This is a genomic window from Salmonella sp. A1325 (genome assembly GCF_056991255.1).
Genome location: NZ_JAMLWO010000014.1, coordinates 17,112 through 38,973, shown reverse-complemented (window position 1 = coordinate 38,973; position 21,862 = coordinate 17,112). Strand labels below are relative to the sequence as shown.

25 protein-coding genes and 1 tRNA gene are annotated in these 21,862 nt (G+C 49.5%); 16 read left to right on the top strand and 10 right to left on the bottom strand.

Features of this window, described 5'->3' with window-relative positions; genetic code table 11:
• The first annotated feature begins 142 nt into the window (after positions 1-142).
• The gene (locus tag NAZ64_RS20590) at positions 143-1,612 is read left to right on the top strand and encodes a C69 family dipeptidase (protein WP_220569276.1); all 1,470 of its coding nucleotides are present in this window, start codon (positions 143-145) and stop codon (positions 1,610-1,612) included.
• A 108-nt stretch (positions 1,613-1,720) separates the two neighbouring features.
• Positions 1,721-1,831: a hypothetical protein gene (locus NAZ64_RS20585; RefSeq protein WP_000174815.1), complete on the top strand. Its 111-nt coding sequence runs from the start codon at positions 1,721-1,723 to the stop codon at positions 1,829-1,831.
• Here the strand turns inward: NAZ64_RS20585 and NAZ64_RS20580 are convergent, their stop codons facing one another.
• The gene (locus tag NAZ64_RS20580) at positions 1,832-2,002 is read right to left on the bottom strand and encodes a YlcI/YnfO family protein (protein ID WP_001111006.1); all 171 of its coding nucleotides are present in this window, start codon (positions 2,000-2,002) and stop codon (positions 1,832-1,834) included. It lies immediately after the preceding gene.
• A 331-nt stretch (positions 2,003-2,333) separates the two neighbouring features.
• On the opposite strand from NAZ64_RS20580, the gene sopB reads away from it, so the two are divergent.
• Together sopB and sigE are read left to right on the top strand one after the other, a co-directional pair.
• On the top strand, positions 2,334-4,019 hold the full coding sequence (gene sopB / locus NAZ64_RS20575) for an SPI-1 type III secretion system effector inositol phosphate phosphatase SopB (protein WP_483641025.1): 1,686 nt from the start codon (positions 2,334-2,336) through the stop codon (positions 4,017-4,019).
• A gap of 16 nt (positions 4,020-4,035) precedes the next feature.
• A complete protein-coding gene (gene sigE / locus NAZ64_RS20570) occupies positions 4,036-4,377 on the top strand; it encodes a type III secretion system chaperone SigE (protein WP_000444724.1) in 342 nt (113 codons plus the stop codon).
• Between the two features lie 9 nt (positions 4,378-4,386).
• On the opposite strand, the gene NAZ64_RS20565 is transcribed toward sigE, so the two are convergent.
• The gene (locus NAZ64_RS20565) at positions 4,387-4,707 is read right to left on the bottom strand and encodes a hypothetical protein (RefSeq protein WP_483641024.1); all 321 of its coding nucleotides are present in this window, start codon (positions 4,705-4,707) and stop codon (positions 4,387-4,389) included.
• A 217-nt stretch (positions 4,708-4,924) separates the two neighbouring features.
• On the opposite strand from NAZ64_RS20565, the gene pipB reads away from it, so the two are divergent.
• Both pipB and pipA read left to right on the top strand, forming a co-directional pair.
• Positions 4,925-5,800, top strand: coding sequence for an SPI-2 type III secretion system effector PipB (gene pipB, locus NAZ64_RS20560; RefSeq protein WP_483641023.1), 876 nt, complete (start codon positions 4,925-4,927; stop codon positions 5,798-5,800).
• A 222-nt stretch (positions 5,801-6,022) separates the two neighbouring features.
• Positions 6,023-6,703 (top strand): type III secretion system effector protease PipA, encoded by a 681-nt coding sequence (gene pipA / locus NAZ64_RS20555; RefSeq protein ID WP_220569278.1) that lies wholly within the window; start codon positions 6,023-6,025, stop codon positions 6,701-6,703.
• A 136-nt stretch (positions 6,704-6,839) separates the two neighbouring features.
• Here the strand turns inward: pipA and NAZ64_RS20550 are convergent.
• A tRNA-Ser gene (locus NAZ64_RS20550) sits at positions 6,840-6,927 on the bottom strand.
• 393 nt (positions 6,928-7,320) lie between these two features.
• On the opposite strand from NAZ64_RS20550, the gene yccA reads away from it, so the two are divergent.
• On the top strand, positions 7,321-7,980 hold the full coding sequence (gene yccA, locus NAZ64_RS20545; protein ID WP_000374046.1) for an FtsH protease modulator YccA: 660 nt from the start codon (positions 7,321-7,323) through the stop codon (positions 7,978-7,980).
• Between the two features lie 86 nt (positions 7,981-8,066).
• Positions 8,067-8,396 (top strand): sulfurtransferase TusE, encoded by a 330-nt coding sequence (tusE, locus tag NAZ64_RS20540; RefSeq protein ID WP_000904446.1) that lies wholly within the window; start codon positions 8,067-8,069, stop codon positions 8,394-8,396.
• Here tusE and yccX read toward each other — a convergent pair.
• From yccX to NAZ64_RS20525, 3 genes are read right to left on the bottom strand one after another with little or no spacing between them, the layout of a single operon-like run.
• A complete protein-coding gene (yccX, locus tag NAZ64_RS20535; protein WP_000072884.1) occupies positions 8,393-8,674 on the bottom strand; it encodes an acylphosphatase in 282 nt (93 codons plus the stop codon). The two genes, tusE and yccX, sit on opposite strands and share 4 nt — an antisense overlap.
• A 48-nt stretch (positions 8,675-8,722) precedes the next feature.
• Complete coding sequence (locus NAZ64_RS20530; protein WP_080182466.1) at positions 8,723-9,502, bottom strand: helix-turn-helix transcriptional regulator; 780 nt, start codon at positions 9,500-9,502, stop codon at positions 8,723-8,725.
• A gap of 25 nt (positions 9,503-9,527) precedes the next feature.
• Entirely contained in the window at positions 9,528-10,076 is a 549-nt protein-coding gene (locus NAZ64_RS20525; protein WP_080182467.1) for a YbhB/YbcL family Raf kinase inhibitor-like protein, read from the bottom strand.
• 214 nt (positions 10,077-10,290) lie between these two features.
• Between NAZ64_RS20525 and rlmI the strand changes: the two genes are divergently transcribed.
• The gene (gene rlmI / locus NAZ64_RS20520) at positions 10,291-11,502 is read left to right on the top strand and encodes a 23S rRNA (cytosine(1962)-C(5))-methyltransferase RlmI (protein WP_000140480.1); all 1,212 of its coding nucleotides are present in this window, start codon (positions 10,291-10,293) and stop codon (positions 11,500-11,502) included.
• 57 nt (positions 11,503-11,559) lie between these two features.
• Complete coding sequence (gene hspQ / locus NAZ64_RS20515) at positions 11,560-11,877, top strand: heat shock protein HspQ (RefSeq protein WP_000561983.1); 318 nt, start codon at positions 11,560-11,562, stop codon at positions 11,875-11,877.
• Between the two features lie 44 nt (positions 11,878-11,921).
• Here hspQ and NAZ64_RS20510 read toward each other — a convergent pair whose 3' ends face one another.
• Positions 11,922-12,335, bottom strand: a complete 414-nt coding sequence (locus NAZ64_RS20510) for a CoA-binding protein (protein WP_001537782.1) — start codon at positions 12,333-12,335, stop codon at positions 11,922-11,924.
• 173 nt (positions 12,336-12,508) lie between these two features.
• Here NAZ64_RS20510 and NAZ64_RS20505 point away from each other — a divergent pair, with 173 nt between their 5' ends.
• Complete coding sequence (locus NAZ64_RS20505) at positions 12,509-13,171, top strand: DUF2057 family protein (RefSeq protein WP_000847729.1); 663 nt, start codon at positions 12,509-12,511, stop codon at positions 13,169-13,171.
• A gap of 94 nt (positions 13,172-13,265) precedes the next feature.
• A complete protein-coding gene (mgsA, locus tag NAZ64_RS20500; protein WP_000424187.1) occupies positions 13,266-13,724 on the top strand; it encodes a methylglyoxal synthase in 459 nt (152 codons plus the stop codon).
• Between the two features lie 35 nt (positions 13,725-13,759).
• Here mgsA and helD read toward each other — a convergent pair whose 3' ends face one another.
• Positions 13,760-15,814, bottom strand: a complete 2,055-nt coding sequence (gene helD / locus NAZ64_RS20495; protein ID WP_220569290.1) for a DNA helicase IV — start codon at positions 15,812-15,814, stop codon at positions 13,760-13,762.
• Between the two features lie 123 nt (positions 15,815-15,937).
• On the opposite strand from helD, the gene NAZ64_RS20490 reads away from it, so the two are divergent.
• Positions 15,938-16,384, top strand: coding sequence for a YccF domain-containing protein (locus NAZ64_RS20490; RefSeq protein ID WP_220569291.1), 447 nt, complete (start codon positions 15,938-15,940; stop codon positions 16,382-16,384).
• 18 nt (positions 16,385-16,402) lie between these two features.
• Positions 16,403-18,556, top strand: coding sequence for a YccS family putative transporter (yccS, locus tag NAZ64_RS20485; protein WP_000950879.1), 2,154 nt, complete (start codon positions 16,403-16,405; stop codon positions 18,554-18,556).
• On the opposite strand, the gene NAZ64_RS20480 is transcribed toward yccS, so the two are convergent.
• Positions 18,543-19,148 carry a TfoX/Sxy family DNA transformation protein gene (locus tag NAZ64_RS20480; protein ID WP_001202375.1) on the bottom strand — a complete coding sequence of 202 codons (606 nt, stop codon included), beginning with the start codon at positions 19,146-19,148 and terminating at the stop codon, positions 18,543-18,545. The genes yccS and NAZ64_RS20480 overlap by 14 nt on opposite strands.
• Positions 19,149-19,364: 216 nt before the next feature.
• Here NAZ64_RS20480 and sulA point away from each other — a divergent pair, with 216 nt between their 5' ends.
• Both sulA and ompA read left to right on the top strand, forming a co-directional pair.
• A complete protein-coding gene (gene sulA / locus NAZ64_RS20475; protein WP_000288730.1) occupies positions 19,365-19,874 on the top strand; it encodes an SOS-induced cell division inhibitor SulA in 510 nt (169 codons plus the stop codon).
• Between the two features lie 356 nt (positions 19,875-20,230).
• Positions 20,231-21,283 (top strand): porin OmpA, encoded by a 1,053-nt coding sequence (ompA, locus tag NAZ64_RS20470; protein WP_001562588.1) that lies wholly within the window; start codon positions 20,231-20,233, stop codon positions 21,281-21,283.
• A gap of 71 nt (positions 21,284-21,354) precedes the next feature.
• Here the strand turns inward: ompA and matP are convergent, their stop codons facing one another.
• Positions 21,355-21,807 (bottom strand): macrodomain Ter protein MatP, encoded by a 453-nt coding sequence (gene matP / locus NAZ64_RS20465; RefSeq protein WP_000877172.1) that lies wholly within the window; start codon positions 21,805-21,807, stop codon positions 21,355-21,357.
• Positions 21,808-21,862: the final 55 nt, after the last annotated feature.

Below are 21,862 nucleotides of genomic sequence, written 5' to 3'. Positions count from 1 at the left end.
CCACAGAGCTGTGGTTATCAATACAACCTCAATAAAAAGAAAATAAAGGATGCCGGCAAAGAATATTGCTGGCTCGATCACTTTCTCGGTTTCCAATCCAGGGTCAATTCATCCCATAACGCGTTATTCAGTGGGAACCTTTATGAAAAAGTATCTTGCATTCGCCGTTACGCTGCTGGGTATGGGTAAAGCCATCGCCTGTACTACCCTTTTGGTAGGCAATCAGGCTTCGGCTGATGGCTCCTTTATTATCGCGCGCAACGAGGATGGCTCGGCAAATAACGCCAAGCATAAGGTTATTCATCCCGTCGCGTTTCATCAACAAGGCGAGTATAAAGCACATCGGAACAATTTTAGCTGGCCGCTTCCGGAGACAGCGATGCGCTATACGGCGATTCATGACTTTGATACTAACGATAACGCCATGGGTGAAGCCGGTTTCAATTCGGCGGGCGTCGGAATGAGCGCAACGGAAACCATTTATAACGGCAGAGCGGCGCTGGCTGCCGATCCTTACGTGACAAAAACGGGAATCACGGAAGACGCCATTGAGTCCGTGATCCTGCCAGTGGCGCAATCGGCGCGTCAGGGCGCCAAATTACTGGGAGACATTATTGAACAAAAAGGCGCGGGCGAAGGTTTCGGCGTCGCGTTTATTGATAGCAAAGAGATATGGTATCTGGAGACGGGAAGCGGTCATCAATGGCTGGCAGTACGACTTCCGGCAGATAGCTATTTCGTTTCCGCCAATCAGGGACGTTTACGCCATTACGATCCGAATGATAACGCGAATTATATGGCGTCACCAACGTTAGTAAGCTTTGCGAAAAAGCAGGGATTATATGATCCGGCCCGCGGCGAATTCGACTTCCATCAAGCCTATTCGCAGGATAACAAAAACGATACCACCTATAATTATCCGCGCGTCTGGACGCTACAACACCAGTTTAATCCGCATCTGGATACGGCCGTTAGCGAAGGGGAAACATTTCCTGTTTTTTTAACGCCAATAACGAAGATCAGCGTGGCGGCAGTAAAAAACGCGTTACGCAATCACTATCAGGGTACGTCGCACGACCCTTATGCCAATCATAATCCACAAGAACCATGGCGACCTATATCCGTTTTTCGTACCCAGGAGTCACATATTTTACAGGTCAGACCGAAATTACCGCAGGCTATCGGCAACGTAGAATACATCGCCTATGGAATGCCATCTCTTAGCGTCTATCTCCCCTATTATCAGGGGATGCGTCATTATCAACCCGGAGATGATAAAGGAACCGATCGGGCGAGCAACGACTCTACCTACTGGACATTCCGCACGCTGCAAACGCTGGTTATGCAGGACTACAATGCGTTTGCGCCAGATGTGCAACACGCCTGGAAAACATTTGAACAGCAAACAGCTAAGCAGCAGTATAAGATGGAACAGAGCTATCTGAGATTATATGCGTCGCATCCGAAAGAAGCGCAACGCTTACTGCAAAATTTTGAAGATAAAACGATGCAAAATGCGCAGACGCTCGCCCGTCGCCTGACCAATAATATTATTACGACAATGACTTACCGCACAGATATGAAATATCACTTTTCAAGTACGCAACCATAAATTTAATGACAATCTATTAGCCACTCATACACAATAAGATAAAGCGGCACCAGAATTAGCCAGATATAAAAGACAATAATTATTATGGATTCATAGAGAGGATAGTTTATGACACTCCAGGCAAATATCAGCAGAGAGACAAAAGCGGCAAAAACCCAGGAGGTATATAAGCACGTTGTTCTTTTCAAAATGGCCGCCTCCTCTCGCATAAAACGATAACTACAACTTATGTCCCGTGTTACATAACTTTTCCCGACAGGCCTCTTTTACCCACGCTGAAAAATTCCGCGTCTTTTCAGATTTCAACGCGAATTCTATCTGTTCAAGCATGGAATAGGAAAAACGAATATTCTTCGTCACGGTCTTACTTGTCCGGGGCTTTGCTGGCATACACACACCTGTATAACATTTGATGTAACGCCGTTACTTTACGCAGGAGTAAATCGGTGAATTTGATCTGAGTCAAGAAGGTGGGTTTTCAATAAAAGTTGTGCCCTAAATTGTGAAGTTTGTAGATTTTATGAACATTTGATGCGCCGTTCCCCCCCATGATCGCCACTACGTATGCACGTCAGGACACCTCCCCGCCTGATCAGAAGCGTTTCCTCATTAAAAAGGACATTTTTTTAAAGTTCCTGGCGCATAAAAGTCACATTCTTTTAAAGGGTTGTTAACCCTGTTGAATGTTCCCACTCCCCTATTCAGGAATATTAAAAACGCTATGCAAATACAGAGCTTCTATCACTCAGCTTCACTAAAAACCCAGGAGGCTTTTAAAAGCCTACAAAAAACCTTATACAACGGAATGCAGATTCTCTCAGGCCAGGGCAAAGCGCCGGCTAAAGCGCCCGACGTTCGCCCGGAAATTATTGTCCTGCGAGAACCCGGCGCGACATGGGGGAATTATCTACAGCATCAGAAGACGTCTAACCACTCGCTGCATAACCTCTATAACTTACAGCGCGATCTTCTTACCGTCGCGGCAACCGTTCTGGGTAAACAAGACCCGGTCCTGGCGTCAATGGCAAACCAAATGGAGTTAGCCAAAGTTAAAGCGGACCGGCCAGCAACAAAACAAGAAGAAGCCGCGGCAAAAGCATTGAAGAAAAATCTTATCGAACTTATTGCAGCACGCACTCAGCAGCAAAATGGCCTACCTGCAAAAGAAGCTCATCGCTTTGCGGCAGTAGCGTTTAGAGATGCTCAGGTCAAGCAGCTTAATAACCAGCCCTGGCAAACCATAAAAAATACACTCACGCATAACGGGCATCACTATACCAACACGCAGCTCCCTGCCGCAGAGATGAAAATTGGCGCAAAAGATATCTTTCCCAGTGCTTATCAGGGAAAGGGCGTATGCAGTTGGGATACCAGGAATATTCATCACGCCAATAATTTGTGGATGTCCACGGTGAGTGTGCATGAGGACGGTAAAGATAAAACGCTTTTTTGCGGGATACGTCATGGCGTGCTTTCCCCCTATCATGAAAAAGATCCGCTTCTGCGTCAGGTCGGCGCTGAAAACAAAGCCAAAGAAGTATTAACTGCGGCACTTTTTAGTAAACCTGAGTTGCTTAATAGAGCCTTAGCGGGCGAAGCGGTAAGCCTGAAACTGGTATCCGTCGGGTTACTCACTGCGTCGAATATTTTCGGCAAAGAGGGAACGATGGTCGAGGATCAAATGCGCGCATGGCAATCGTTGACCCAGCCGGGAAAAATGATTCATTTAAAAATCCGCAATAAAGATGGCGATCTGCAGACGGTAAAAATAAAACCGGATGTCGCCGCATTTAATGTGGGTGTTAATGAGCTGGCACTCAAGCTCGGCTTTGGCCTTAAGGCATCTGATAGCTATAATGCCGAAGCGCTACATCAGTTATTAGGCAATGATTTACGCCCTGAAGCCAGACCAGGTGGCTGGGTTGGCGAATGGCTGGCGCAATACCCGGATAATTATGAGGTCGTAAATACATTAGCGCGCCAGATTAAGGATATCTGGAAAAATAACCAACATCATAAAGATGGCGGCGAACCCTATAAACTCGCACAACGCCTTGCCATGTTAGCCCATGAAATTGGCGCGGTACCCGCCTGGAATTGTAAAAGCGGCAAAGATCGTACAGGGATGATGGATTCAGAAATCAAGCGAGAGCTCATTTCTTTCCATCAGACCCATATGTTAAGTGCGCCTGGTAGTCTTCCGGATAGCGGTGGACAGAAAATTTTCCAAAAAGTATTACTGAATAGCGGTAACCTGGAGATTCAGAAACAAAATACGGGCGGGGCGGGAAACAAAGTAATGAAAAATTTATCACCAGAGGTGCTCAATCTTTCCTATCAAAAACGAGTTGGGGATGAAAATATTTGGCAGTCAGTAAAAGGCATTTCTTCATTAATCACATCTTGAGTCTTGAGGTAACTATATGGAAAGTCTATTAAATCGTTTATATGACGCGTTAGGCCTGGATGCGCCAGAAGATGAGCCACTGCTTATCATTGATGATGGGATACAGGTTTATTTTAATGAATCCGATCATACACTGGAAATGTGCTGTCCCTTTATGCCATTGCCTGACGACATCCTGACTTTGCAGCATTTTTTACGTCTTAACTACACCAGCGCCGTCACTATCGGCGCTGACGCAGACAATACTGCTTTAGTGGCGCTTTATCGCTTGCCGCAAACCAGTACCGAAGAAGAGGCGCTCACTGGTTTTGAATTATTCATTTCAAACGTGAAGCAATTGAAAGAGCATTATGCATAATTTAATACGTCAACATACTTTCTTAATGAGATAAAACGCGATACGTATGCCCTTTACAAGAGACAAAACCAGAATCTTTGGTGGAAATGTAAGGGGCAAACATTCCTCTTTCTCATTTTGCTCTGTTTGCAGGAGCATTTTTAGTGTGTAAGTATTCCTGCTCATCAGGTTTTTACGCCATCTACGCACATTTATTCTGCTATAAGTTGAAATGCTGCAAAAAATATTGGTACTTATTATTTTTTCTTTAGGTAAATTTTCGCTCAACAAACTTAATTGTTTATTCAATGATGATGAAGCGTAAGCTATGCTGGAAATGAAGGAAGTCAATAGCAAGGATAATCTTATTATTCACGGGTGATATTACTTCTGCTTCACCGTTATGGCAGATATCATCGCCTCTTGTCAGATGCCAGACACCTACTCATACTCAACCAAAGCTCTAAATACAAAAATCACCTTATATCTTTTTTTATTATTCCTTGTATAAATGTGACTTGACTCACACCTATAAGGAGTCGGCTCACTTCCATAAGAAGGAATCAAAATGCCAATAACTAACGCGTCCCCAGAAAATATATTAAGATATTTGCATGCGGCCGGTACCGGTACGAAAGAAGCAATGAAAAGTGCAACTTCACCACGCGGTATACTGGAATGGTTTGTCAATTTTTTTACCTGTGGTGGAGTAAGAAGAAGCAATGAAAGATGCTTTCAGAAGGTAATTGGAAAACTGACCACATCATTATTATATGTAAATAAAGATGTTTTCCTTGATGGTAATAAAATATTTCTGGAGGACGTCAACGGGTGTGCTATATGTCTGTCATGTGGAGCAGCATCCGAAAATACGGATCCCATGGTCATTATTGAAGTGAACAAAAATGGAAAAACTGTAACGGATAACGTTGATAGCGAGAGATTTTGGAATGTATGTCGAATGTTAAAACTAATGAGTAAACATAATATACAACAGCCTGATTCACTTATAACCGAGGATGGTTTTCTGAACCTGCGCGGAGTAAACCTGGCTCATAAAGATTTCCAGGGGGAAGATTTGTCAAAAATAGATGCTTCTAATGCAGATTTCCGTGAAACAAATCTTTCTAATGTAAATTTAGTCGGTGCAATTTTGTGTTGTGCAAATCTACACGCTGTAAATCTAATGGGTTCAAACATGACTAAAGCAAACCTGACTCACGCAGACCTGACTTGCGCTAACATGTCCGGTGTAAACTTAACCGCTGCAATTCTATTCGGCTCAGACTTAACTGACACCAAACTAAATGGTGCGAAATTAGATAAGATAGCTCTAACTTTAGCGAAATCATTAACAGGAGCCGATCTGACAGGTAGTCAACATACCCCTACTCCACTCCCGGATTACAATGATAAAACGCTTTTTCCCCATCCGATATTTTAGTCGAGATAAAGGGATTTTATAAACAAGGAGTATTCAAACAGAAGCCCCCCTTGTTTTATTACATAAACCCCGCCCCTAAGTTTCATTATAAATAACATTTTCAGCGTATTACTTGTTGGCTTTGTCTGAATCATAGCGTTATCTGTATGTGGCACATTAACTAAAAACACTATTATTGTTTAATTTAAATAATTCATAATTGTAGTCAGGAAATAAGAAGTTATGCTTCCGGTCACCTACAGATTAATACCTCAAAGTGGAGTATCCACATATGGATTAAATACCGCAGATACACCTGTTTTCCCCGATATTCCCGAACATGCACCAAACCCCTCACGGCTACGCCTTGCTCATGACAGCCTTGCCATAAACAGTGAATTCCGTCTGGAGCCAGAGTGTGTGGTGGAGTACCTTATCTCAGGCGCGGGTGGAATAGACCCTGATACAGAAATTGATGACGACACTTATGACGAATGCTACGATGAACTATCCTCCGTACTTCAAAATGCGTATACCCAAAGCGAAACATTCCGCAGACTGATGAATTACGCATATGAAAAAGAACTACATGATGTGGAGCAGCGCTGGCTACTGGGGGCAGGCGAAGCCTTTGAAACTACCGTGGCTCAGGAACACTTCAAACTTTCAGAAGGCAGGAAAGTTATTTGTCTCAATCTGGACGATTCTGATGATTCATATACCGAACATTATGAAAGTAACGAAGGAAGACAACTTTTTGACACAAAACGTTCATTTATTCATGAAGTTGTACATGCACTGAGCCATCTTCAGGATAAAGAAGAAAATCATCCAAGAGGCCCTGTTGTCGAATATACCAACATTATTCTGAAAGAGATGGGGCATCCTTCACCTCCCAGAATGGTCTACATCTTCAATAAATAGACACATCAGGAAACGAAAAGAAACTAAAAACCCACGTAGTCCGTTTTTTCGGGAAATGTTCTAGCAGTATTTTCTAACTATATTCTAAGCGCCCAAAAAACAAAGGGGTTACCTTTCGGTAACCCCTTGTTTAATCTGGCGGAAGCGCAGAGATTCGAACTCTGGAACCCTTTCGGGTCGCCGGTTTTCAAGACCGGTGCCTTCAACCGCTCGGCCACACTTCCGGAATGAGGCGCACTATAAACATCCCGGTGCGTCATGTAAAGACCGAATGTGTTCGTTTGCGTGAAAAACAGGCAAAATTTCGTTAATTGCCTGAAATAGCGGCACATTGACCATTTCTTCAACACAAAAACTGGCTTAATACGTGTTGATCGTCCCCACTGTTTTACCTCTGTGATTATCAATTTTTTATCGGTAGCGCGTAGTTGGCGCTGCCGCCTGTTTTATGGCGTAGCGCCAGGCATGAGCAGACCGTTTTAACGACGGTAATCACCTGAAATCTCTTAAGGAAACTAAACGTAAACGAATGCGTAAAGATGGGTAAAACCACTGGGTGACAGTGACTGTTTTTATTATTCTCCTTTATTAATTACATCTGTCATAAGAGAGTGACTATGGATCGTATCATTACATCATCGCGTGATCGTAGCTCGCTACTGAGTACGCACAAAGTACTACGCAACACCTATTTTCTGTTGAGCCTGACGCTGGCTTTCTCCGCAATTACCGCGACAGCCAGTACGGTACTGATGCTGCCCTCCCCCGGCCTGATTCTGACGCTGGTCGGTATGTATGGGCTGATGTTCCTGACCTATAAAACCGCCAATAAGCCGGTCGGTATCCTGTCTGCTTTTGCGTTTACCGGCTTCCTCGGCTATATCCTGGGCCCGATTCTTAACGCCTATCTGTCAGCAGGCATGGGCGATGTCATTGGCCTTGCGCTGGGTGGTACCGCGTTAGTGTTTTTCTGCTGCTCCGCTTACGTTCTGACTACCCGTAAGGATATGTCTTTCCTGGGCGGTATGTTAATGGCCGGGATCGTCGTCGTGCTGATTGGTATGGTGGCGAATATTTTCCTGCAACTGCCTGCATTGCACCTGGCGATTAGCGCGGTGTTTATCCTGATTTCCTCGGGCGCTATCCTGTATGAAACCAGTAACATCATTCACGGCGGTGAAACCAACTATATTCGTGCGACCGTCAGTCTGTACGTTTCGCTGTACAACATCTTTGTCAGCCTGCTCAGCATTCTGGGCTTCGCCAGCCGCGACTAATCGACATTCCCCTCTTCCAGCCCTGCTTATGCAGGGCTTTATTTTTTGCTACACTGCCGTCCGTGTTGATTACGCAGTGAAACGTTATGTTGATCTTTGAAGGTAAAGAAATCAGTACTGATAGCGAAGGCTATCTGAAAGAGACGACGCAGTGGAGTGAAGCGCTGGCAGTCGCTATCGCCGCCAATGAAGGCATTGAGCTCTCTGCGGAACACTGGGAAGTCGTGCGCTTCGTGCGCGAATTTTACCTGGAGTTTAACACCTCTCCCGCCATCCGAATGCTGGTAAAGGCGATGGCGAATAAGTTCGGCGAAGAAAAAGGCAACAGCCGCTATCTGTATCGTCTGTTCCCGAAAGGCCCGGCAAAGCAAGCGACCAAAATCGCCGGTCTGCCCAAGCCGGTAAAGTGTATTTAATACCGAATACTGAAGCCTGTTAACGTCTCGCGAGGGCTGTGCGGTTCAGTGAGGATTTTGTCCACACGAGCAGAGCGCGGCCCGCCCTCTTTCAGCCACTTGATGAGTTTTTCCACCTGCGCCGCGTCGCCACAGGCCACTACTTCTACGCTTCCGTCATCCATATTCTTCGCATAGCCGGTTAACCCCAGCCGCTGCGCCTCATGCTGCGTGGTATAGCGAAACCCGACTCCCTGAACGCGACCATAAACCCAGGCGATAATGCAGACGTTCGACATGATGGTTCTCCTTTCATAATCAGTGGTGGAGGCTCATACAGGACATACTTAACGTACCTGACTGGGCAGACACCCATAATGCTGGCGGAATCTGGCCGTAAATCGCGACCCCGACAGGTAGCCGCACCGTAGCGCTATTTCGCCGATCGGCAGCGTCGTCGATTGCAGTTGAGAAAGCGCGCAGGACATGCGCACCTCTTCAACAATTTGTCGATAACTCTGCGATTCGCGCTGCAAACGTCGACGCAGCGTCGATGTTCCCATAGCAAGGCGGCGGGCTATCTCCTGGGCTGTCCATAGCTTAGCAGGTGAGAGCATAATCAGTTGCCGCACCTGCTCCGTGAGGGTGTAACGCCGTTCAATAAGCAGCGGTCCCGCCGCGCCATCATGTAAAAGCGCTAACAGTAACCCCATCGCCTGATGTTCCTGTAGCCCAACGGGTAAACCCTGGCGCACAGCATCCAACACGTTCTCCCACATAAATGTCAGGCTACGGCTCATCGGGGTACACAGCGATGTCAGGTTTGCCGGTGGATAATCCTGAACGTACATCGTTTTAAAGCGAGCAATAATCTCCGGTGAAAGTAACAACAGGTCGGAGCGAAAACCGCTCTGCGCAGGCTGATTAATAATCTCCAGCGGCGTGTTCGCCGGAATAATAATCAACTCGCCCGACCCGGCGACAAGGCGGCTATCATCCTGAATGATGACTTTACTGCCCTGCGTAATATGGCAGATAGCGGCGGAAAAAAGCGTAACACGATGCAAACGGTGCAGATGACTGGAACGCACCTCTGCCGTCGTAAGATCCTGATGTCGAATATGCATCTCCTGCACCGTGCCGTCCTCTGTTTTATCTTCCGTATGTGGCCGTGAATTGTGCTTTCGCAATCGCATGCGCGTTCAGCATAAACCCTACCAACGCGCCACTCGATTCACTGTCGAGCGGCAGTGTTGCCGTATTCAGCGCCCACACAGTAAACTGATAGCGATGAGGCTTATCGCCCGGCGGCGGACAGGCGCCGCCAAAGCCAGCATAACCGAAATCATTCCGTCCCTGCACCACTCCAGCGGGTAACGTTTTTTTATCAGCCCCCGTCGGCAGGTCGTGAATCTGCGCAGGAATATTCACCATCGTCCAGTGCCACCAGCCGCTTCCGGTGGGCGCATCAGGATCGAAGACGGTAATAGCGTAGCTTTTGGTTCCGGCAGGCGGATTGCGCCAGCTCAGCTGCGGCGAAATATTTTCTCCGCTACAACCAAATCCTTTAAAGATATGCTGTTGCGTTAAACGAAAATCCGCCGGAATATCCGCACTACTGAGGCTAAACGCCGACGCGGCAGATACGCCGCCACTCAATGCCATCATTGCGGCTGCGGTCAAAGAGAAGACTGTTTTCATTGTATTTCCTTCTTCATGTAAAGAAATAACACTATAAAAAGCGTCCGCTGAAGAAACTGTGCCTTTACGATTCTATTTTGTGCAGAAACGCTCACCGCCATACGCTGGTGATTGCCTCTCTCATCTGTGCTACCCTACGCGCCATTTCGTTTTCACGGTCCCTGGCTGGAGCTATCATCCGGCTCGCGTCACTGTTTGTGAGAGGTTACTCCGCATGACTGAATCTACATTTCCGCAATATCCCCGTTTAGTCCTCAGCAAAGGGCGAGAAAAATCTTTACTCCGCCGCCACCCATGGGTCTTTTCCGGCGCCGTCTCCCGTCTGGAAGGCAAAGCCAACCTCGGTGAAACTATCGATATCGTCGACCATCAGGGAAAGTGGTTAGCACGCGGCGCCTGGTCGCCAGCATCCCAGATCCGCGCGCGCGTCTGGACATTTGATAAAGCAGAATCCATTGATATTGCGTTTTTCACCCGCCGCCTGCGCCAGGCGCAGCAGTGGCGCGACTGGCTGGCGAAAAAAGACGGCCTGGATAGCTATCGTCTGATCGCCGGTGAGTCCGATGGCCTGCCTGGCGTCACTATCGATCGTTTTGGTCATTTTTTGGTGCTGCAACTGCTCAGCGCCGGGGCGGAATATCAACGCGCCGCATTAATTAGCGCTCTGCAAACATGCTATCCGGATTGCGCTATTTACGATCGCAGCGACGTCGCCGTGCGGAAAAAAGAAGGGATGGCGCTGACGCAAGGCCCGGTCACTGGCGAACTGCCGCCTGCGCTTCTGCCAATTGAAGAACACGGTATGAAATTGCTGGTCGATATCCAGGGCGGCCACAAAACCGGTTATTATCTTGATCAGCGCGACAGTCGTCTGGCGACGCGCCGCTACGTGGAAAATCAGCGGGTACTGAACTGCTTCTCTTATACCGGCGGTTTTGCCGTGTCGGCATTAATGGGCGGTTGTCGCCAGGTTGTCAGCGTGGATACCTCACAGGATGCGCTGGATATCGCCAGGCAAAACGTTGAACTGAACCAACTGGACTTGAGCAAAGCCGAATTCGTGCGCGATGACGTGTTTAAGTTGCTGCGCGCTTACCGTGAACACGGCGAAAAATTCGACGTCATCATCATGGACCCGCCCAAATTCGTCGAAAATAAAAGCCAGTTAATGGGTGCCTGTCGGGGCTATAAAGACATTAACATGTTAGCGATTCAACTGCTCAATCCGGGCGGCATACTGCTGACATTCTCTTGCTCCGGACTGATGACCAGCGATTTATTTCAGAAAATCATTGCCGATGCCGCAATAGATGCCGGTCGTGATGTACAATTTATAGAGCAGTTCCGTCAGGCCGCCGATCACCCGGTGATCGCCACCTACCCGGAAGGGCTGTATCTGAAAGGGTTTGCCTGTCGCGTCATGTAACTTGAAAAGTGGAATAGTATCCTCATATAAAGGGTATCTATTTCCCGGGAGGTGACTATGATAGCCAGCAAATTCGGTATCGGCCAACAGGTCCGCCATTCCCTGTTAGGTTACCTCGGAGTGGTCGTCGATATCGACCCGGAATATTCGCTTGATGAACCGTCGCCTGATGAACTGGCGGTTAACGACGAACTTCGCGCCGCTCCGTGGTACCACGTGGTAATGGAAGATGATGATGGTCAGCCAGTGCATACTTATCTGGCCGAGGCCCAGTTGCGAAGCGAAATGCGGGACGAGCATCCAGAACAGCCATCGATGGATGAACTGGCGCGTACCATTCGCAAGCAGCTTCAGGCGCCGCGACTACGTAACTGATTGTATGTAAAAGGCCGGAGAGCGATATCCGGCCATTTAAACTTTTATTTCGCCAGCCCCAGGCGAGGGATCTCAATCGCCGGGCAGCGATCCATCACCACGGTCATGCCTGCATCCCGCGCCAGTACCGCCGCCTGTTCGTTGATCACGCCAAGCTGTAGCCACAGCGTTTTTGCGCCGATGGCGATAGCTTCCTGCGCGACGCCCCATGCAGCTTCAGAGTTGCGAAAAACATCCACCATATCGACTTTTTCGGGAATATCCGCCAGCGTGGCATACCCCTGTTGCCCCAGCAATGTCTTACCCGCGACTTTTGGCGCAACCGGAATCACATGGTAGCCCTGTTCAAGCAGGTATTTCATTACCCGATAACTTGGACGATCGGGTTTATCGCTCGCACCTACCAGCGCGATAGTGCGAGTGGACGTCAATACATCAGCAATATCGGTCTCTTTCATCATCTTTCTCCTGGCTGTTTTGCAAAGTGTACGACAAACCTGACATAGCAACCATTCATCCCATACCGATGTATGAGAGCAAAACGCCAAAATATGTCTATATGTTAGTAAACATGATCTAAGAAAAATTTCGATACATTATTAGCCAGACGGCCTTTGGACAGGAGAACCTTATGAAAACCGGCGCGCTAACCACCTTCCTTGCTCTCTGTTTGCCGGTGACTGTTTTTGCCACAACGCTCCGTTTGTCGAATGAGGTTGATCTGCTGGTGCTGGACGGTAAAAAGGTGTCCAGCTCTTTATTACGCGGCGCAGAGAGCATTGAACTGGAAAACGGGCCGCATCAACTCGTTTTCCGGGTGGAAAAAACCATCCGCCTGCCCGGTAATGAAGAGCGGCTTTATATTTCTCCGCCGCTGGTGATAAGTTTCGATACCCAACTGATAAATCAGGTCAATTTCCAGCTCCCACGGCTGGAAAACGAGCGCGAAGCCTCGCATTTTAACGCGGCGCCGCGTCTGGCGCTTTTGGACGGCGACGCCATGCCCATTCCGGTAAAACTCGATATTCTGGCCATTACTTCTACGGCTAAAGTGGTCGATTATGAAATAGAGACCGAGCGTTATAATAAATCGGCGAAACGCGCCTCGCTTCCTCAGTTCGCCACGATGATGGCAGACGACAGCACATTACTTTCCGACGTCTCAGAGCTTGATACCGTACCGCCGCAATCACAAACTCTGACAGAACAGCGGCTGAAATATTGGTTCCGACTGGCCGACCCGCAGACACGCCATCATTTTCTGCAATGGGCGGAAAAACAGCCGCCCTCTTGATATGAGTTGCCCCAGCGCGCAATTTTTTTGTCTTTCTCTTGCAGCATCAAGCGCTTCCAGTAATCTGTAGACAGGTTAACTACGGAATCGAATTATGGAACTGACGACTCGCACCTTGCCGACGCGCAAACATATCGCGTTGGTTGCTCACGACCACTGCAAACAGATGTTAATGAACTGGGTGGAACGCCATCAGCCGTTGCTGGAAAAACACGTTCTTTATGCAACCGGCACCACGGGGAATCTGATCCAGCGCGCAACCGGTATGGACGTTAATGCGATGCTGAGCGGCCCGATGGGCGGCGACCAGCAGGTTGGCGCGCTCATTTCAGAAGGGAAAATCGACGTGTTGATTTTCTTCTGGGACCCGCTTAACGCGGTACCGCACGACCCCGATGTCAAAGCGCTACTGCGTCTGGCCACCGTATGGAATATCCCTGTCGCCACTAACGTCTCAACGGCGGACTTTATCATCCAGTCCCCGCATTTTAATGACGCTGTAGATATTCTTATTCCGGATTATGCGCGTTATCTGGCCGAGCGCCTGAAATAACCGCTACGCGGGCGGGATGCTGTACCGCCCGCGCTTTAGGGCTTCCTCGCCACCGACACATCCAGCTGTTTAAGCGCCTCCACAAAGCGCGAGGGATTATCTTTATTAAAAAGCAGCCAGACCCGCGCACGCGCGCGCGTCAACGCCACATATAACAACCGCCGCTCTTCAGCGTCCGGAAAATCCTCAACCTGAGGAAGAAGCGCACTTTCCATAATGGACTCTCGCGCCGGGGCGGGGAAACCGTCGTTACCCTCCTGCAATCCGACAAGAATCACGTAATCGGCCTGTTGGCCTTTGCTGGCATGGATAGTCATGAAATCTATCTGTAACTTTGGCCAGCGAGTCGCCGCTTTTTGTAGACTCGCGGGTTTCAGATGGTGATAGCGCGCCAGCACCAGGATACGTTCATCCTCCTTCGCATAGCCGGATAATTTATCCAGTAACGCGTCCAACTGGCTTTCATCCAATAACGTCACCGCTTTTTTATCGCCTGGGGTCAGGCTATTTAACGGTTTTTTAAGCTGGTGCGGATTCTGCTGTACAAAGCGATTGGCAATATCGCCAATCCGACTGTTAAAGCGGTACGTGGTGTCCAGGTGGCAATGCTCGCCCTCGCCGAACGTCTGATGAAACGCCGTCGTTAAGGAGAGCTGCGCCCCGCTAAAACGGTAAATCGCCTGCCAGTCATCGCCAACGGCAAACAGCGTAGTCTGGCTATTCTGCTTGCGCAGCGCCTCTAACAGCGCCGCCCGTTGTGGGGAAATATCCTGAAATTCATCGACCAGAATATGCTTCCACGGGCTGATAAAACGCCCTTTTTCGAGAATCACCATTGCCTGATGGATCAGCCCGGAGAAATCAACGGCATTTTCCGCTTTCAACGCGCTTTTCCAGGCCTTTAGCAGCGGCGCCATCAGCTTAATGCGTTTGCCAAACAGCTCGCGGCACTCCTCTGGCGCGCCAGCAATCATTTCTGCCTGCCCGCCGCCGTGCATACGCATCAAACTGACCCAACGATCCAGGCGGGGGGCCAGACGCCGCTGCAATGTCTCATCGTCCCAGAAATTACCTTCCGACACCGCCCACTGCATCTCCTCTTCCAGCCACTGACGCCAGCCTTTGGCCTGCGCTTTTTTCTCGCTACACTGCTGACGCCAGGTGTGCAGAAATAGCTGATGCCGCGCGGTGGCGTCACTTTCCAGCTTACTGACAACCGGCGCTTTTTTACTGCCTTGCTGAATAATATACAGCGCCAGCGAATGGAACGTACGGGCAGTAATCTCTTCCGTATGTAAGCGCTCGCGGATACGCTCATCCATCTCCTCTGCCGCCTTGCGACCAAACGCCAGTAAAAGAATTTGCCCCGCATCTGCTTGTCCGCGCGCCAACAACCAACCCGCGCGCGCCACCAGCACCGAGGTCTTGCCGCTTCCCGCCCCCGCCAGTACCAGTAACGATGATTCGCCGTTAACCACCGCCCTGGCCTGGGAAGGATTAAGCGGAGAGGATTCTATCTGCGTAAAAAAGTCGGCATGCGCTTCCAGCATGGCATCAGCATACGCCTGATTATGCTGCTGCCGACTTCCCTCGCTATCCTGTAACCAGGCCAGACACTTACGCCATATCTCGCGACAGTGAGCAAACTCCTCCAGACGTGAGACCGGCAGCGGCAAGGCGGCAAACGTCTGGCGAATTTCATGTTCCAGCCCCCGAACGCGTTCACGGGTAAGCCATTGGTTTTCGCCCGTTCGCTCACTAATACGCGCCCATTGCTCCTGTAATGCCTGCGCGGCGACATCACTCATCTCCTGGCTCCAGCGACGCCAGTGCGCGTCCAGATAGCGATGGAATTGCTGGGTTTCCGACCACTCGGTACCGTGCAAACGCACGACTTTATCCTCCGGGAGGACAAACTCCAGCTCGCCCCATACCAGCCCACGTTTGCAGTGAATCGCCAATAACTGATTGAATGGAATAAGATATTCATGCCTGTCGCCAGACACTTTCACCCCAGCGTTGAGGATCACGGCACGATCATACGGGTGTTGCGCCAGACGTTTTCCAAGAGAAGTTGCTTTCAGTTCCATGACTCAGCGAATCCAGACGTAAAGATGTGCTTATCAGTGTAACCGCCAGAGAAAACGTGCTCCAGTCTAAAAAAACGTTACAATTGCCCGCAGTGATAGAAAACCGGAATGAACTGAGGGTTTATGCGTACCGTTCTGAATATTTTAAACTTTGTACTGGGCGGCTTTGCCACTACGCTGGCCTGGCTGCTGGCGACGCTGGTCAGTATTGTGCTTATTTTTACCCTGCCGCTGACCCGCTCCTGCTGGGAGATAACCAAACTGTCCCTGTTCCCTTACGGTAATGAAGCCATTCACGTTGACGAACTTAATCCGGCGGCGAAAAGCGTATTAATGAATACTGGCGGTACCTTGCTGAATATTTTCTGGTTACTTTTTTTCGGCTGGTGGCTATGCCTGATGCACATTGCCTCCGGTATCGCGCAGTGTGTCACTATCATCGGGATACCTGTCGGTATTGCGAACTTTAAAATTGCCGCGATTGCGCTTTGGCCTGTCGGTCGCCGCGTCGTCTCTATAGAAACCGCTCGCGCCGCGCGAGAAGCTAACGCGCGCCGCCGTTTTGAATGATCGGGACAAATAGCCTTTATGTTAAGTCCGTTGATTCGCCGTTATACCTGGAACAGTACCTGGCTGTATTACATCCGCATTTTTATCGCTCTGTGCGGCACCACTGCCCTGCCCTGGTGGCTGGGCGACGTCAAACTTACCATCCCGCTCACGCTCGGTATGGTTGCCGCGGCGCTAACCGATCTCGACGACCGCCTTGCCGGACGCTTGCGTAATTTAATCATTACCTTAATTTGCTTTTTTATCGCATCGGCTTCTGTGGAGCTGCTCTTTCCCTGGCCGTGGCTATTTGCGTTGGGCTTAACGTTATCCACCAGCGGATTTATTCTGTTGGGAGGATTAGGGCAACGCTATGCCACCATCGCGTTCGGCGCGTTACTCATTGCCATCTATACGATGCTGGGTACCTCTTTATACGATCACTGGTATCAGCAACCTCTACTCCTGCTGGCAGGCGCAGTATGGTATAACCTACTGACGCTAACCGGGCATCTGCTATTTCCGATCCGTCCGTTGCAGGATAATCTGGCACGCAGTTACGAACAGTTAGCGCACTATCTGGAACTGAAATCACGTCTGTTTGATCCTGATATTGAAGATGAAAGCCAGGCGCCGCTCTATGATTTAGCGTTAGCGAACGGGCAGTTAATGGCGACGCTGAACCAAACGAAAGTGTCGTTGTTGACTCGCCTGCGCGGCGATCGCGGTCAACGCGGTACGCGCCGCACCCTCCATTACTATTTTGTGGCGCAGGATATTCATGAACGCGCCAGTTCTTCGCATATTCAATACCAGACGCTGCGCGATTATTTTCGCCATAGCGACGTCATGTTCCGCTTTCAGCGTCTGATGTCGATGCAGGCGCAGGCCTGTACGCAGCTGGCGCGCTGTATCTTACTGCGTACGCCGTACCAGCATGATCCGCGTTTTGAACGCGCCTTTACCCACATTGACGCCGCGCTTGAACGTATGCGCGCCAGCGGCGCTTCTTTAGAGCTGTTAAATACGCTTGGGTTCTTATTAACCAACCTACGCGCCATTGATGCGCAACTGGCGACGATCGAGTCGGAGCAGGCCCAGGCAATGCCGCGCAATGAGTCAGAAAACCAGTTGGCTGATGATAGCCTGCACGGGTTTAGCGACATCTGGCTACGTCTGAGCCGTAATTTTACCCCGGAGTCCGCTCTCTTTCGCCATGCGGTACGCATGTCGCTGGTATTGTGCATCGGTTATGCTCTCATCCAAATTACCGGGATGCGCCACGGATACTGGATATTGCTCACCAGCCTGTTTGTTTGCCAGCCTAACTATAACGCGACCCGCCATCGCCTTGCGCTCCGGATTATCGGTACGTTGGTAGGCGTTGCGATCGGCCTGCCGATTTTATGGTTTGTCCCTTCGCTTGAAGGACAGTTAGTTCTGCTGGTGATTACCGGCGTGCTTTTCTTCGCATTCCGTAATGTGCAGTATGCCCATGCGACGATGTTCATCACCCTGCTGGTATTACTCTGCTTTAACCTCCTGGGCGAAGGCTTTGAGGTAGCGTTACCGCGCGTCGTCGACACGTTAATTGGCTGCGCTATCGCCTGGGCTGCGGTCAGCTTTATTTGGCCGGACTGGCGCTTTCGCAACCTTCCCCGGGTACTCCAGCGCGCCACCGATGCTAATTGCCGCTACCTTGATGCGATCCTTGAGCAATATCACCAGGGACGGGATAACCGCCTGGCCTATCGCATTGCCAGACGCGACGCGCACAACCGCGATGCAGAACTGGCATCCGTGGTTTCTAATATGTCGAGCGAACCCGACGTCACGGCCGAAACCCGGGAGGCGGCGTTCAGGCTGCTTTGCCTCAATCACACTTTTACCAGCTATATCTCCGCCCTCGGCGCGCACCGCGAAAAGCTCAGTAATCCGGACGTGTTGGGGCTTCTGGATGACGCGGTCTGCTACGTTGATGATGCGCTTCATCATCAACCTGAAGACGAACAGCGCGTACACCAGGCGCTGGAGGGTTTAAAGCAGCGAGTTCAGTCGCTGGAAACACGTCCGGACAGCAAAGAACCTCTGGTTGTTCAACAAATTGGTTTGCTCATTGCCTTACTGCCCGAGATTGGACGCTTGCAACGGCAAATTTCACCGCCGACTTCTACATTAATTACCCAGCCGTAAGCGAATGAGCCCAGTCGGCAAGCTCCTGGCGACGACTCGCCGGGAGCGCCGCTTCATGTACGCCGACAATTGCGCCTTCCAGGGCATACAAAACTTTCACCGTCAGCAAGGGATTGCTTTGTCGCAACCTTAGCCAGCACATTTTCGCGCCCAGTATGCGTAACATATTTTCGTCCTTTATCCCTGACTCATTGAGCAATGTTTCCAGATGGAAGGTCATATTGGGGAGATCTTTGAGCCTGTGTTGTAAAATACGGCTGTGTTTTTCCTTCATTGCCGCGTCAAGCGAATACTTCGATAAACGTACCAGCTGCTGCTGATCGCGCCACAGGCTTTCATCCACCCGGTAATAGTTGAGCATAACGGGACGTCCACACTTCATAAACATGAGCCAGGCGGGAGGATGCTTCACACAGTAGGGTACGCTTTCTTCACAGGCGCGGAGATAAAGCTCGCCATTAGCCACCATCGCAAAGACGGTATCCTCCACGGTCAGACTATAGCTACCGAATAAAGATCGATACTGGATCGTCCCCAAAGAGGCCAAATATTCTTGCGATTTATAGATCCTGTCATAAGAGAGTGCTCTCATAAAATTCCTTTTAAATCATAAAGTAAAAGAATGATTTGCAGTAACGGATCCGTTAATGACGAAAATAGGCAACTTATACTCCGCGAGCAAGATGATTTTTATTTTTGACGCCACTAAGAATAAAAATTGCGAGACAGTTTCCGAAAATAGAGTTGATCTTTCATCGCCACAGGGGTACTGTATGAATATACAGTAACTCACAGGGCTGGATTGATTATGTACACTTCAGGTTATGCAAATCGTTCTTCGTCATTTCCTACCACTACCCACAACGCTGCGCGCACCGCTACGGAAAATGCCGCGGCAGGACTGGTCAGTGAAGTTGTCTACCACGAAGACCAGCCCATGATGGCGCAACTCCTGCTTTTGCCTTTACTCCGTCAGTTAGGCCAACAATCACGCTGGCAGCTCTGGCTCACGCCGCAGCAAAAGCTCAGCCGTGAATGGGTACAGTCTTCAGGTTTGCCATTAACGAAAGTGATGCAAATTAGCCAGCTTGCGCCTCGTCATACGCTGGAGTCGATGATCCGCGCTTTGCGTACAGGAAATTACAGCGTGGTAATTGGTTGGTTGACTGAAGAACTGACAGAAGAAGAACATGCCAGCCTGGTTGAAGCAGCGAAGGTAGGTAATGCGGTAGGGTTTATCATGCGCCCTGTACGTGCGCACGCTTTACCCAGGAGACAACATTCCGGGCTAAAAATTCACTCTAATTTGTATCATTAAGTAAAATTAGGATTTATCCTGGACTTTTTTTTACGCGAACGCATCTCCTTTGAGTGGTAACGTTTTTTTTGCGAGAAAGCTTGCCAGAAGCGGTTTCCGCAATTTTTGCTGTACGATTTATCATCTGAAACTGTTAAATGATGTGTATATCCAGCATGTTTTTTTCACATGTCTGACGGAGTTCACACTTGTAAGTTTCCAACTACGTTGTAGACTTTACATCGCCAGGGGTGCTCAGCATAAGCCGTAGATATCGGTAGAGTAACTATTGAGCAGATCCCCCGGTGAAGGATTTAACCGTGTTATCTCGTTGGAGATATTCATGGCGTATTTTGGATGATAACGAGGCGCAAAAAATGAAAAAGACAGCTATCGCGATTGCAGTGGCACTGGCTGGTTTCGCTACCGTAGCGCAGGCCGCTCCGAAAGATAACACCTGGTACGCTGGTGCTAAACTGGGCTGGTCTCAGTACCATGACACCGGCTTCATTAACAATGATGGCCCGACTCATGAAAACCAACTGGGCGCAGGTGCTTTTGGTGGTTACCAGGTTAACCCGTACGTTGGCTTTGAAATGGGCTACGACTGGTTAGGCCGTATGCCGTACAAAGGCGACAACATCAATGGCGCTTATAAAGCTCAGGGCGTTCAGTTGACCGCTAAACTGGGTTATCCAATCACTGACGATCTGGACGTTTATACCCGTCTGGGTGGTATGGTATGGCGTGCAGACACCAAGTCTAACGTCCCTGGCGGCGCGTCTACTAAAGACCACGACACCGGCGTTTCCCCGGTATTCGCGGGCGGTATCGAGTATGCCATCACCCCTGAAATCGCAACCCGTCTGGAATACCAGTGGACTAACAACATCGGTGATGCCAACACCATCGGCACCCGTCCGGACAACGGCCTGCTGAGCGTAGGTGTTTCCTACCGTTTCGGCCAGCAAGAAGCTGCTCCGGTAGTAGCTCCGGCACCGGCACCGGCTCCGGAAGTACAGACCAAGCACTTCACTCTGAAGTCTGACGTACTGTTCAACTTCAACAAAGCAACTCTGAAACCAGAAGGCCAGCAGGCTCTGGATCAGCTGTACAGCCAGCTGAGCAACCTGGATCCGAAAGACGGTTCCGTCGTCGTTCTGGGCTTCACTGACCGTATCGGTTCTGACGCTTACAACCAGGGTCTGTCCGAGAAACGTGCTCAGTCTGTTGTTGATTACCTGATCTCCAAAGGTATTCCGTCTGACAAAATCTCCGCACGTGGTATGGGCGAATCTAACCCGGTTACCGGCAACACCTGTGACAACGTGAAACCTCGCGCTGCCCTGATCGATTGCCTGGCTCCGGATCGTCGCGTAGAGATCGAAGTTAAAGGCGTTAAAGACGTGGTAACTCAGCCGCAGGCTTAAGTTTCCGTCTGATAAAAAACCCCGCGTCGCGGGGTTTTTTGCTCTGGTCTGGGTGACAACGCCTTTCAGCGTTACTTCTTGCCTAATAACGCCTGTAAATCCTGCTTTAACGTGGTCATTTGCGTGGCATATTTCTCTTTATGCTCCGCGTCTTCTATCAGTTGCACAATCGTTTCGGATAATGTTTTACCGCGTCGCTGCGCAAGGCCCGCCAGACGCTGCCAGACCATAAACTCTAAATCGATAGATTTTTTGCGCGTATGCTGATGTTCCGCATTGAAGTGTCGTTTGCGTCTTGCCCGAATGGTTTGTTTCATCCGATTAAGCAAGGCAGGATTCATATGCCTGTCTATCCAGACATTTACCCGCACCGGTTCATTTTCGAGGGCCAACAACAAATTGACGGCTTCCTGGGCAGCACTGGCTTCCACGTAGCGGGTGATCAACTCCCCTTCGCGGTGCTTTTTCACCAGATATTTCCATTTCCAACCGCTTTCAAGATTTTCAAGTTGTTGATATTTCATTGTGATCCCAATGTTACCGTGTAACTGTTATCAGAATATCAGTTTTTTAGCCATC